The following is a 12,623-nucleotide window of genomic DNA, read 5'->3' on the forward strand; positions in this document are numbered from 1 at the left end:
CCTTACTGTCCTTGCGGTGCCGGGCCACTGACCCGGACATAATGATTGGCGATCCCGCCCTCGGGAGCGAAGGTGTATTGCCCGTCATCGGCATACCGTCCGGCCTCGGCATGGGTAAACAGATCGGCCGAGATCGTGAATTCGGCCGTGATGACGAGCCTGCGCCCGGTGCGCCGGGAGTCCATCAGGCAATCGCCATCTACAATTTCGCCGCGGAACTGCGCGCCGTCGACAGTCCATTGAAAGTCGCAGCCCGGGTCAAAGCGCTCCAAATCATCCCGTGTCACCGAAGCCAGCCGCTCGGCCCGCACACCGGGATCTGCAAACGCCTCGGGCGCGCGCAACGTCCACACCGCCATGGCCAGGCGGCCATCTGCACCCGGCCCATCAGCGAACTGGTAGATACGCTGCCGGTAGACCGGCCCCTCCGGCCCGCCCGTGTGAAGCTGGGCGTAGACCAGCGCGCCCTCCATCGCGGCGCTGCTCACCGCCTCATGGATGACATGCAGGCGCGTGCGGCCATCCACGGCGGCCTGGTCTTCATTGTCGAAGCGGCCCGTCATGAGCGCCGCGATCGCCGCGCCGGTCAGGGCGGCCTCGCTCTCAACCGCCTCCGGCGCAGGCACAGCCTCAGGCTCCGCGCCCGGCGTCATGCGATCCGCCTCGCCGCACCCGGCGAGCGCCAGCACACCCAGCGCCATGATTGCCCCTCTGACCGCCCCGCCCCTCATCGCTGGTCCATCGCCCACACGCCTTTGTTGGCGAGATAGCGCGCCGCATCGGCCGTGTCGGTGGGTTGATAGTCAGCGAACAGATTGGGCGGGAACCGGTTGCGATAGGCGTCGAAGACCGGCCGGTACAGGTCCATATGGACATAGGGGATCGTGTGGCGCTGGCGGAACTGGGCCATGGGCAGGCGCGCATTGACCAGGGTTTCAAACTGCGAACCGGCTTCGGCCAGCACCGCGCCGTCCGGGCCGTAAACCGTCGAGCCGCCCGAATTGCCCGGATCCTCGAAAAAGCCCGGATTGCCCGGTGAAATCGCATTGTTGACGATCGCGGTGTAGACGCCGTTATGCACGCTGGTCGAGGCGATATCGGTCTGCGTGAAGCCGCCTGTGGCGGTGCGCAGGAAAATCTCCCCGCCCTTCATGGCAAAGGCGCGCATCAGTTCCGGCTCGCGCTGGACCGAGCTCGTGACGATATTGCCCAGCGGGGTGCGCGTGACCGGCATCACATGATCAAGCCCGTAGCGCTCGATATATTCATCCAGCACGTCATAGATCGTGGTGGTGAACAGCTCGAAACCCGGACCAAACAAGCCTTTGATATTGCGGGCCTTCCAGTGCTTGTCGACGATGGTTCCGGTATTGTCCATAACGCTGGTGATGGACAGGACATGGTTGGGCCAGCTGTCATCTCGCACATAGGAGCCAAAGACGATCCAGCAATTATACTGGCGCGCCTTGCGCGCAATCGCCTCGGTCTCCTCACCCGGAATCTCGATGGCCGCGCGCAGCGTATCCGCACGGCCCCAGCTCGCCCGGTAGCCGGTGATGGGAAATTCGTGGAAGAACAAGATGTCCTTCGGCCCGCCCCAGCCGAAACTGGCGTCGATCAGGTCGAGCATGTGGTTGAGATTGTCCGCCCGCGTGCGGCTGGCCGTACGGGTCGTGGCGGCGTCGACGCCGCGCACCCGGCTTTGCACAACGCCCAGCGTCACGACGGGTTTGGCGAGTTCCAGCTTCTCGTAATCGCCATCATGGGGCACGCCAGGATCCAGCCCACGGTCGGGCAGCGGGCTCGGCCCGTCCGGTGCCTCGTCATGGGCGCGGGCGAGCGCAGGGCCAACGGTGCCGGCACCGGTACCCAGCGCACTCAAAGCAGCGGCGGCGTAGAACAGGCGGCGGCGGTCGATTTCGGTGCTCATAGCGCTCACTCCCCCTGCTGCAACGCGCGGATGGCGTCGAGATCGGCGGGCGGCTCCAGCCAGAGCGGCGCTTCGGCCTCGACATACTCCCGGATCGACTGGGGCAGCTCGTCATATGTATCTACGCGCCAGTTGACGAGGTGAAGCACCGCCATCTGACCGCCCGCCCAGGGCGGCATGCGGCCGATGCGCGCCCAGCTCAGCTGGTGACGCCGGGCGACGCCTTCGGGCTGTATGAAGAAATCATAATTCTCCCACGCCTCGATGCGCCGGTCCGTGCCGGGTATCGCGAAATCGAGAAACAGCGGCGCGGTGAAGATGTATGTATCACCCAGCCTTCGCCAGCTCATGGGCTCGGCCTCGATGGACTGGATGCGCCCGCCTGATCCCTGTTCGACCACGCCTATGACCTGGCCCTCATCCAGGCGGTACTCGATGAACTGATAGGGATAGGCGATGGGGTCGATGGCCATGCCGTTGGCCTCGCGCGCCACCTCGCCAGTGACCGGATCGCGATAGATGAAAATCTTGCGGCCATACTGGTGAGCGATGGGGGCGCCGCGCCCTTCGGGCCGGAAGGACACCGCCGTATCGAACCCTTCCATCGTGTACAGAAGCTCGCCCGAAGGATATGCGCGCACCGTGCCGGTGGAATACCAGTAGACGGGCTCGCCGGCACCCGCGCGCGCATCCATCCAGGTGTCGAAGATCTCCTGGGTGAAGGGTCCGGTGTCCTCGGCCTGCGCCGCGGCGCTCCATCCCAGAACGCCAACCAGTGCAAGCAATCTGATAACCATGGTGCGCAATGCCTCCCTGATGTGTGCCGCCAGCGCCTTGAGTCCTGCGCCGTGTCCGGACAAGGATAGCAAGACCGGCGCGAGAGGGAATGGAAAAGATATATCTTTTCAGCAGGGCCCTCTCTGGGCCATGCTTGCCGGGTCGAACGAAAGGAGCAAGCGTGTCATGAGCGTGGTGCGAAGCGTGATGATCGCCGCCGGGGCCGGCGTGGCGGGCCTGGCGATGGGGCTGGTGCTGGGTCAGGGCCAGTTGTTCGCCAGCGGAAGCACCGCTTCCGCCGCCGAACCCGCCGGTGAGGTGCCCGATGGTGCCTACATGATCGTCATGGGCACCGTCCATGACCGCCCGGCCTTCTTCTCCGGCTATATGCCCGGCCTGCCCGAGCTTTATGCGCGCCATGGCGGCCGCTATATGGCGGTTACAGGCGAGGTAGAGACGCTGGAGGGCGAGACCGGCTTCCAGTCCATCGTGCTCAGCCGCTGGCCGGATATGCAGTCGGCGCGCGATTTCTGGGACGATCCCGATTACCGCGCCCTGGCCAATGCCCGCATTGACGGCGAATGGGGCGATTTCAACGTTGTGCTCGTCCCGGCATTGCCCGCTCGAACCGAGTGAGCACGCTCACCCCTGTCCTCCGCACGGCCCGCCTCACCCTGCGCGAAACGCACGCGCAGGATTTTGAGGCGTGCGCGGCGCTGTGGAGCGATGAACGCGTGGTGCGCTTTATCGGTGGCCGAGTCTCCACGCCGACCGAAAGCTGGGGGCGCATGCTGCGCTTTCCGGGGCTCTGGGCGCTGCTGGGCTATGGCTACTGGACGCTGGAAGAGCGGGAGACGGGCGTGTTTGCCGGTCAGGTGGGGTTCGCCGACTTCAAACGCGATCTCAGCGTCGACATCTCCGGCATTCCCGAAGCCGGCTGGGTGCTGAGCCCTTCTGTCCACGGGCGCGGCTACGCCACCGAAGCCATGCGTGCGGCGCTGGACTGGGCGGACGCCACGCTGGACGCAGTGCGCACCTGCTGCCTGATCGATCCCGGCAATGCCGCCTCGCTCAATGTCGCGCGCAAGCTGGGCTATCGCGACGCGCAAGCGGCCAGGCTCAATGATCACCACACGCTTGTACTGTGGCGGCCACGCGGTGGTTAGAGGCGCTGCCTAGCGTGCCTCACCCAGCAGCCGCGCCCGCGCGGTCTGCGCACCGATCAGCGGCAGCAGCACCGCCATCTCAGGCCCGCGCGGCTGGCCGGTCAGCGCCAGGCGCAGCGGCATGAAGAGGTCCTTGCCCTTGCGCCCGGTGGCGTCCTTCACCGCGCCGGTCCAGGCGCTCCAGCTGGTTTCATCCAGCGGTCCTTCAGGGAGCAGATTGGCGGCGGCATTTGCAAACTCTGCGTCCTCGATCACCGGCGTGACCGGGCCGTCAATCAGCTGGCGCCATTCGGCGACATCGCGTACGCGCACCAGATTGTCGCGAACGGCGTTCCAGAACGCCTCGCCGCTATCGGCATTGAGGGCGGCAAGGCGCTCCTTCACATCCGAATAGTTCATTTCATGAACCAACTTGGCGTTCAAACGCTCCAGGTCCGCCGGGTCAAAGCGTGCGGGCGTACGCGACAGCTTGGCCAGGTCGAAATCCGCCGCCAGCGCTTCGAGCGAGCCGCGCGCCTCGACCGGATCGGACGTGCCGAGCTTCGCCAGAAGGGACAGAACCGCCATGGGTTCGATGTCCTCGTCCTGGCGCAGGCCCTGCACTGACAGGGAGCCCAAACGCTTGGAGAGTTTCTCGCCATCCTTGCCCACCAGCAGCGGATGGTGGCCCAGCTGCGGCGCGCTGCCCTTGCCGCCCAGCGCCTCGAAAATCTCGATCTGGGCGGCCGAATTGGTGACGTGGTCCTCGCCGCGGATGATGTGGGTGATGCCCGCCTCCAGATCATCGACCACGCTGGGCAGGGTGTAGAGATAGCTGCCATCGGCGCGGATCAGGATCGGGTCGGAGACCGAGCTGGTCTCGATGTGGCTCGGCCCGCGCACCAGATCGGTCCACTCGATGCGCCCGCCCGACAGCTTGAAGCGCCAGTGCGGTGTGCGCCCTTCAGACTCCAGCGCGGCGCGCTCGGCGTCGGTGAGGCTCAGCGCGGCGCGGTCATAGACCGGCGGCTTGCCTTGCGCGCGCTGGATCTTGCGCTTGCGGTCAAGCTCCTCCTCGGTTTCGTAGCAGGGATAGAGATAGCCCGCCTCGATGAGGCGCGCCTTGGCCGCTTCATACTGGTCGAAATGGTGCGACTGGTTGAATGTCTCGTCCCAGTGCAGGCCCAGCCAGGTCAGATCATCCTTGATGCCCTGCTCGTACTCGGCTGTGGAGCGCTCCAGATCAGTGTCGTCGATGCGCAACACCACCTGACCGCCTTGGCCGCGCGCGAACAACACGTTCATCAGCGCCGTGCGCACATTGCCCACATGGATGCGCCCGGTGGGGCTCGGGGCGAAGCGGACTTTGACGGTCATGGTCGGGTCGGGTCCTTGAGGCGGGACAGGGGATTGCGGGCTTTAGACCGGCTGCAACCCGGCGTCAAACGCGCCGCGCCGGAGCGCCGCTCACCATGGCAGGCGGCCACGCCCCGTCAGCGTCCAGCCCATCCAGTGGCGCAGGCCCGGCAGCCGCCCCGACAGGTTGAAGACAATATCGCGCACCCAACCCAAGAGCCTGGACGAGGACTGGAAAACCGGCGTGAGCGCCCGGCTCATCAGGCCATAATAGGTCGTGGCGGGCCGGCGCGCGCGTTCAGTAGCCTTGATCGCGTGGTGCACCGGCACGTGGCCGGCCATCGCTGCGGCTAGCTCCGCCGCGTCGCACAGCGCCAGATTGGCGCCCTGCCCCAGCTGCGGGCTCATGGCGTGGGCCGCATCGCCCAGCAGCATGATCCGCCCGCGCCGCCAGCGCGGACACAGCGTGTCCTGATAGGCGGCATAGGCAAAATCGTTCAGCCCCGCTTCGCCCACCGCCAGTCCGGCGCGCGGCCAGTAGCGGGTGAAGCCATCACGGAAAGCCTCGTCACCTGCTGCCAGGACTGCGTCGCGCTCAGTGCTGCGCACCGACCAGAACACGCTCACCCCCGGGCGCCCCAGCGGATCAGCCGGGTTATCGCCCACGGGCAGAAGCCCGATCATGATCCGGCAGCCGTCATACACCTGCTCCAGCTCACCCTCGCGCGCGCCATCAGGATCAGGGCGGATGGCCCAGAAGGCCCCCCAGGGGAAGACCCGCTCTCGCGCCTGCGGGCAGACGATCCGGCGCAGGCGTGAATGGGCCCCGTCGCACACCACAATGAGATCAAACGGTGCCGTGGTCTCGCCGTCCGCCAGCGTGAGACAGGGCGTATCGGTGTCCGGCGCTGCGATATCGATCACGTCCGCACCCGTGCGCCAGTTCGCCCCCGCGTCGCGCGCTGCATCCAGCAGCAGGTTGAACAGGCTGGCGCGGTGAATGCCGACGCCGTAATCGCCTTTGCGTGCATCGCTGTAGCGCAGGTCCAGCACGGTGCGGCCCCTGGCGTTGCGCCCGTTCAGCCGGCTGACCCGCGCCCCGCGCGCCACGGCCTCGCCGCGCAGGTCCAGTGTATCCAGCGCCAGCAGCCCGCTGGGCTGCAGCAGCAGCCCCGCTCCCACAGGGCGGGGCTCGGCGAAGCGTTCAAAGATGGTCACCTGATGCCCGGCACGGGCGAGGTGGGCGGCGCTGGCGAGCCCGGCTATGCCACTGCCGACCACCGCCGCGCGCATCGCGCTATTCCGCCGCCAGCACGGCGGTGCGTGCGTAATCGAGCACCGGCTCGAACAGGCTTTCGCGCAGGAACGCCACCGCGTCCACTGACACGCCATCACCAGCCAGATGCAGCGCCGCATTGTCGCGAGACGGCAGGCGGTAATCCTCGGGCAGGCCCATCAGACGGGCGTATTCGCGCGCCGTCATGGGCCGGGTTCTCACCTTGCCGTTTCTGACCCAGACGACGAACTGGCGGGAGGACCCGCCGCCGGGGGTGCGCAGGCAACCTGCCAGCCCGTCGAAGCGTACTTCGGCGCGCTGGACCTTCACGCCGTTCTCAACCCGCATGCGCCGGTACAGCGCGCCCGCCACAGGTCCCGGCCCATTGCGCGCTTCGGCCAGACGCGCACGCGACGGCGCGCTCATCATGGCAATCAGACGGCGCGTTTCTTCCGGGCTGTGCCAGGGGATGGTGCGCGCAGGCTCCAGAACATCGATCAGCGCCGCATTGGGGCGTGGCGGCACGGGCAAGGCCCACCAGACCCAGCTGGCCTTCAACCGGTCCGGCAGCCGCGCCGCCGCCCGTCGCACCGCACCGGTCAGGAAGGGGGAGAGGTGATCGGGCTCGCTCGCCAGCGCCAGATCATCGGGGATCGGGATATCCTTGCGCAGGGCCAGCACGAACAGGCGCGGGCGCGACTGCGGGGTGAACCAGCGCGCATCGATTTCCACAGCCCCGAAGCGATAGCCGCCCGCATCCAGCGCCTCGCACAAAGCCGTAAAATCCGCGCCACCCGAACAGGTCAGCAGGCCCGGCACATTCTCCAGCCCGATCAGGCGCGGCGCCCGGCCTTCGCCCTGCAGCGCCTCTATCAGGTGCCAGAAGCCGTAGAACACGCCCGAGCGCGCGGCTTTCAGCCCGCCTCGCGGACCGGCCAGCGACAGATCCTGACAGGGAAAGCTCGCCCAGGCGAGATCCGCCGCGCCGGGCAATTCGCCCGGCACCACATCGCCCACATCCCCACCGCGCAGTCCGTGCGCGCCGAAATTCTCAGTGTAGGCTGCAAGCTTGGCCGGATCGATATCATTGGCGAAATCGCAGCGCCAATGACGTCCGAGGCCCAGACGGGCCATGCCACCGCCGCAGAAGAACTCGTAAAAACTGTATCGGGAATCAGCGGCCATGGCCTCAGCATAGCGCGTCCATGCCCCGCGCGAAGCACGGCAGTGTGGCGCTGCGGCGTTTTGGCCGGCCCGCCAGCGCGTGTTTGCTTTGGCGCGCTGTCGAACCGCAGAACCAGTTCCCACTTTTGCTGACAGCGCGCCTAGTTCGAATCCGATCCAAGCTGACGCGAGCGGCGAGCCGCGGCGGCCACGGCGTTTCGCACCAGGCCTGGCAGGCCAGACCCGCCCATCAGGGCGTCGAGGCCCGCCTGGGTCGTGCCGCCGGGCGAGGTGACGGTGCGGCGCAGCTCACTGGCATCGCCCTGGCCGCTGGTCAGCAGCGCGCCGGAGCCCGCCACCGTGCGCACGGCCAGTCTCTGGGCCAGCTCGCGCGGCAGGCCCTCGGCTTCAGCTGCGGCGGCCAGCGCCTCGCAGAACAGGAAGACATAGGCGGGCCCGGACCCGGACACGGCCGTAACCACGTCCATCAGGCGCTCATCATCCACCCACTCCACCGGACCGGCCGGTTTCAGCAACATTTCGGCCCGCGCGCGCTCGTCAGGGCCGTCACCGGCTTCATTGGCCACGCACACCGAGACACCCTTGCCGATGGCACCGGGCGTGTTGGGCATGGCGCGCACGGCCGGACGGCCCGGCAGCGCCCGGCCCAGCGTGCGCAGCGTCACACCTGCAGCGATCGACACCACAAGCGCGTCCTCGGGCAGTTGATCTTTGAGCGGGGCGAGCACATCGGTGACCATGGCCGGCTTGACCGCAATCACGATATCGCTGACCTGCCGGGCCAGCGTCGGCGTCAGCGCCGGTTCGCAACGCACGCCATTGGCGTCAGCCAGCGCGCGCGCGGCATCGCTCAAATTCGGGTCGATGAACACGATCCGTTCGGGCTCGACCCGGTTGCGTGATTTTTTCAGCCAGCCCGCCGCAAGAGCCGCACCCATGCGGCCGGCGCCGATCAGCGCGATTAGACCTAGTGTATCTGACATAACGGTTCAGGCTTCCCCGACCGTATCAAACATGGCCGCCGCGACCGCTTCGGTCGGGGTTTTCCCGCTCCACAGCAGATAGTGGAAGGCTGGGTAAAGCCGCTCGCCGGCCTCCTTGGCCGCAACGATCAGCGCTGCCGCCTGCGCCTCCGACACCCGGTCAAGGTCCGGCAATGTCAGTGCGTGACGGAAGACAATCGAGCCGTCATCGCTCCACACATCAAAATGTCCAACCCAAAGCCGCTCATTGAGGCGCGTGATCAGTTCGCACACTTCGCGCAGGCGATGGTCGGGCGCTTTCAGCTCCAGGCTGGCGCAGATATGGATGACGTCCAGTTCCGGGCGGTAGGCGAACCAGATCTGGTGATCGCGCCAAGCACCCGGCACAGCCATGTGCAGCTCCAACTCGTCGCGCTCATAGGGATATTGCTCGGCCACGACGGCCTGTTCGATGGATTCGAGCGGATCAAACACGCCCGATACTTCCTGGGTATTGAGATCCATGCCGGTCCTCTCCCCTTGCAACGCGCGACTCAAATTCGGCGGGCCGGCGCGTGGACTGACGGTAAGCCGCCGCCGGACGCGCGCGCAACAGCGCATTTGAGTCTGGATGCAAGGCGTTTGCTTATTTGGGCTTTTTCGCCGTGGTGGGTTTCGCTGCCGGCTTTCGGGCGGCGGGTTTTGGCGCGGCGGCCGCTTCCAGAGCCGCCAGACGGGCTTTGAGTGATTCGATTTCGGCGAGCGCCGCGTCACTCTGGGCGCGCAGGCTTTCAACCTCGTCGCGCGTGACCAGATCCAGCTCGGACGCCATGCGTTCGGCTTGGGCGCGGAACACCGCGCGCGCCTCTTCTCCGGCGGACTGAGCGGCGCTGAACGCGTCCGTCATCAGGTCGGCGAAATCGGCGAACAAGGGACTGCGAGACTGCATGACATCACCACCTGCTCTGCTATGAAGGCGTATATAGGCGCTCGCCCCACCCTTGTGCAACGCGCGTGGCGCCGCATTCGATCCGAACACCTGCCCGGAGCCCGTCCATGCAGCCCTGCCAGTCCAGCTTCGACCTGATCGATCCGGTACTGTTTTCCATCGGCTGGTTCGAGCTGCGCTGGTACGCGCTGGCTTACATCGCCGGGCTGTTCCTCGGCTACATGCTGGTGCTGCACGTGACCAAGCGCCCGGCCCTGTGGGGCACGACGCCCAAGACGCAGATCGCACCCTTCGACACGAAATTTGTCGAGGATCTTTTGTTGTGGGTGATGGTGGGCGTGATCGGCGGCGGGCGGATCGGCTTTGTCCTGTTCTACCAGACCAGCATGATCTGGGAGGAGCCGCTGCGCGTGATAACCGGCATCACCGATGGCGGGATGAGCTTTCATGGCGGGCTGATCGGCGTAGCGCTGGCGATGTATCTCACGGCGCGCGCCCATGGTGCCCCGCTCTTGCGCGTCGCTGACGCAGTAGCGCTGGCCACGCCCATCGGCCTCTTGCTGGGGCGGCTGGCCAATTTCATCAATGGCGAGCTGTGGGGCCGGCCGGCACCGGACCTGCCCTGGGCAATGACATTCGCCGCGGACCGGCTCTGCCTGGCGCGTCACCCCAGCCAGCTTTACGAAGCCTTCCTGGAAGGTGCGGTGCTGCTGGCGATCCTGACCGTTCTGGTCTGGCGCTTCCGCGCGCTGGCCAGACCCGGCCTCGTCACCGGCGCATTCCTGATCGGCTACGGCGTGTTCCGCGCGTCTGTCGAGCTGGTGCGCGAACCGGACCGGCAGATGCCCGAAGCTCTACAGGGCTATGTCACCATGGGCATGCTGCTGTGCATTCCGATGATCCTGGCAGGCGCGTACCTGGTGTGGCGCGCCCGCACCCAGCCCGCAGCCAAGGCCTGATCTGCATCTGACATGACCGAGGAATTCCGCCCCGCTGAAGTGCTCGCTGCGCGCCTGCGCGACCGCATCACCAGCGAAGGCCCCCTGCCCGTCAGCGCCTACATGATGCAGGCACTGTTTGATCCCATGGCCGGCTTCTACGCCACCAAGGATCCGCTGGGGGCCCACAACGACTTCATCACCGCCCCGGAAATCAGCCAGATGTTCGGAGAGCTGATCGGGCTGTGGGCGGTGGAGTGCTGGAGCCAGATGGGCGAGCCCGACCCGGTCCAGCTCATCGAGCTCGGCCCCGGCACCGGGCGCATGATGAGCGATGTCGTGCGCGTGCTGCGCGCGGCACCGGGCCTCATCGACGCGGCCGAAGCCACGCTGGTTGAGGTCAGCCCGGCGCTGAAAATGGTTCAGGGACGCACGCTGGCCGGAGCGCCGGTCCCGATACGCTGGGCACCGCGTCTGGAAGCCGTGCGGCCGGGCACGACACTTCTTTTGGCCAATGAATTCCTCGACTGCCTGCCCATCCGTCAGGCGGTGAAGCATGACGGCGTCTGGCGCGAGCGCTGCGTGGCGATGCATCCCGATGACGCCGAGCGCTTTGCCTTCGTCCTCGGCGCAGCGTTCAGCGCGCCTGACCTGGCCCTGATCCCGGAAGCCTTGCGTGATCTGCCGGACGGGTCGCTGGTGGAGCTGCGCCCGGCTGACGCGGCGGTGATCGACGCCGTGGCCGAGCGGCTGAATGATCATCCCGGCTATGCGCTGTTCATCGACTATGGCGCGACCGGGCCCGAGCACGGCGACACGCTGCAGGCCATCCGCAAGCACGAGAAGGTCGATCCGCTCGACGCGCCCGGCACAGCCGACCTGACCGCCTGGGTGGCGTTCGACGCGCTGGCGCGCGAGGGGCTCAGGGCCGGACTGCAGGTGTTTGGCCCGGCGCAGCAGGGTGGCTTTCTCAAGGGCCTCGGCCTGGACGTGCGCGCCGCCCTGCTTGCCAAGGCTCAGGACACAGCGGGCCGCGCCCGGCTGGAGCGTCAGGCCGCCAGGCTGAGCGCACCGGAGGAGATGGGCACCCTGTTCAAGGTGATCGCCTTCGCTTCGCCGGGCCTCGCCCCGCCGCCGGGTCTTGACCGGTTCGTCCCGCCGCAGTGACCGCAGGAAGTGAACGGCGTTCATTTCGCCTTGCCCGCCCCGCGCGGCCATGATCCCCTGCGCGCCCCATCATGACTGAAGGAGCAAGCGATGAACGGACGGTTGAGCGGCAAGACGGCTGTGATCACGGGCGGTGCCAGCGGCATCGGCCGCGCCACGGTGGAGTTGTTCCTGGCCGAAGGCGCCCGTGTCGTCATCGGCGATATCCAGGACGAGCTGGGTGCCAGCATCGCCTAGGCCTCGCCCAACGCCCTCTATCAGCACGCCGACGTGACGCGCGAAGCCGATGTGAAGGCGCTGATCGACCGCGCCGTGGAGGCGTTCGGGCGTATCGACATCCTGTTCAATAATGCCGGGGCCGCCGAGCGTGACGAGGGTTTTGCCTCCATCGACGAGGCGGGCTTCAACCGGGTCATGCAGCTGCATCTGGCCAGCGCCCTCTACGGGATCAAGCACGCCGAGCCACACATGCGCGCCCAGAAGTCCGGGGCCATCATCACAACAAGTTCGGTGGCGGCGGAGGGAACGACCTACGGACCGATCCTCTACTCCATTGCCAAATCGGCGGTGCTGCACATGACGCGCCTCGCCGCTGTGCGCCTGGCAGCCGATGGCGTGCGCGTCAACGCCATTCAGCCCGGTCTGATTGCCACCGCCATTTTCGGGCGCGCGCTGGGACTGGATCAGGAGACCAGCGAGTCCAAGGCCGCGGTCATGACCTCTATCGCCACGCTGATGCAGCCCCTGCCGGTGGCTGGTGCCGGCCGCGATATCGCCGAAGCGGTTTTGTATCTCGCCAGCGATGCTGCCCGCTTCGTCACCGGCCAAAGCTTCTGCGTGGATGGCGGGCTGACGGCAGGCCAGGTTCCTGATCCGGACGGCGGTGTGTTCAAGCCGCTGGCGAATCTGTTCGGGATCGATCCGGCTTGACACAACGG

Annotated in this window: 13 protein-coding genes and 1 pseudogene; 5 read left to right on the forward strand and 9 right to left on the reverse strand. The window is 66.8% G+C overall.

From position 1 onward, the window contains the following. Positions 1-2 precede the first annotated feature (2 nt). From L2D00_06075 to L2D00_06085, 3 genes are read right to left on the reverse strand one after another with little or no spacing between them, the layout of a single operon-like run. On the reverse strand, positions 3-701 hold the full coding sequence (locus L2D00_06075) for a chromophore lyase CpcT/CpeT (GenBank protein WBQ14248.1): 699 nt from the start codon (positions 699-701) through the stop codon (positions 3-5). Between the two features lie 26 nt (positions 702-727). Further along, entirely contained in the window at positions 728-1,930 is a 1,203-nt protein-coding gene (locus tag L2D00_06080; GenBank protein ID WBQ14249.1) for a hypothetical protein, read from the reverse strand. A gap of 5 nt (positions 1,931-1,935) precedes the next feature. After that, positions 1,936-2,727 carry a DUF1838 domain-containing protein gene (locus L2D00_06085; protein ID WBQ14250.1) on the reverse strand — a complete coding sequence of 264 codons (792 nt, stop codon included), beginning with the start codon at positions 2,725-2,727 and terminating at the stop codon, positions 1,936-1,938. A 166-nt stretch (positions 2,728-2,893) separates the two neighbouring features. Between L2D00_06085 and L2D00_06090 the strand changes: the two genes are divergently transcribed. Further along, a complete protein-coding gene (locus tag L2D00_06090; protein ID WBQ14251.1) occupies positions 2,894-3,343 on the forward strand; it encodes a DUF1330 domain-containing protein in 450 nt (149 codons plus the stop codon). Continuing rightward, positions 3,340-3,873 carry a GNAT family N-acetyltransferase gene (locus L2D00_06095; protein ID WBQ14252.1) on the forward strand — a complete coding sequence of 178 codons (534 nt, stop codon included), beginning with the start codon at positions 3,340-3,342 and terminating at the stop codon, positions 3,871-3,873. The genes L2D00_06090 and L2D00_06095 overlap by 4 nt, the downstream gene beginning before the upstream one ends. A 9-nt stretch (positions 3,874-3,882) precedes the next feature. Here L2D00_06095 and gltX read toward each other — a convergent pair whose 3' ends face one another. The 6 genes from gltX to L2D00_06125 all read right to left on the reverse strand — a co-directional run bounded on the left by gltX (position 3,883) and on the right by L2D00_06125 (position 9,580). Continuing rightward, the gene (gltX, locus tag L2D00_06100; GenBank protein ID WBQ14253.1) at positions 3,883-5,229 is read right to left on the reverse strand and encodes a glutamate--tRNA ligase; all 1,347 of its coding nucleotides are present in this window, start codon (positions 5,227-5,229) and stop codon (positions 3,883-3,885) included. A gap of 90 nt (positions 5,230-5,319) precedes the next feature. Then, entirely contained in the window at positions 5,320-6,501 is a 1,182-nt protein-coding gene (locus L2D00_06105) for an FAD-dependent monooxygenase (protein WBQ14254.1), read from the reverse strand. A 4-nt stretch (positions 6,502-6,505) separates the two neighbouring features. Continuing rightward, positions 6,506-7,669 (reverse strand): DNA cytosine methyltransferase, encoded by a 1,164-nt coding sequence (locus tag L2D00_06110; GenBank protein ID WBQ14255.1) that lies wholly within the window; start codon positions 7,667-7,669, stop codon positions 6,506-6,508. A 140-nt stretch (positions 7,670-7,809) separates the two neighbouring features. Then, positions 7,810-8,607, reverse strand: coding sequence for a pyrroline-5-carboxylate reductase (gene proC, locus L2D00_06115; protein WBQ14256.1), 798 nt, complete (start codon positions 8,605-8,607; stop codon positions 7,810-7,812). Between the two features lie 51 nt (positions 8,608-8,658). After that, positions 8,659-9,156, reverse strand: a complete 498-nt coding sequence (locus L2D00_06120; protein WBQ14257.1) for a YbjN domain-containing protein — start codon at positions 9,154-9,156, stop codon at positions 8,659-8,661. A 121-nt stretch (positions 9,157-9,277) separates the two neighbouring features. Beyond that, a complete protein-coding gene (locus tag L2D00_06125; protein ID WBQ14258.1) occupies positions 9,278-9,580 on the reverse strand; it encodes an accessory factor UbiK family protein in 303 nt (100 codons plus the stop codon). 107 nt (positions 9,581-9,687) lie between these two features. Between L2D00_06125 and lgt the strand changes: the two genes are divergently transcribed. From lgt to L2D00_06140, 3 genes and pseudogenes are all read left to right on the forward strand, one after another. Beyond that, on the forward strand, positions 9,688-10,539 hold the full coding sequence (gene lgt / locus L2D00_06130) for a prolipoprotein diacylglyceryl transferase (GenBank protein WBQ14259.1): 852 nt from the start codon (positions 9,688-9,690) through the stop codon (positions 10,537-10,539). 12 nt (positions 10,540-10,551) lie between these two features. After that, a complete protein-coding gene (locus tag L2D00_06135) occupies positions 10,552-11,685 on the forward strand; it encodes an SAM-dependent methyltransferase (GenBank protein WBQ14260.1) in 1,134 nt (377 codons plus the stop codon). 90 nt (positions 11,686-11,775) lie between these two features. Next, positions 11,776-12,615, forward strand: a pseudogene (locus tag L2D00_06140) (glucose 1-dehydrogenase). The last annotated feature ends 8 nt before the right edge of the window (positions 12,616-12,623 follow it).

The sequence above is a fragment of the Hyphomonadaceae bacterium BL14 genome, from assembly GCA_027627705.1.
GTDB lineage: Bacteria > Pseudomonadota > Alphaproteobacteria > Caulobacterales > Maricaulaceae > Oceanicaulis.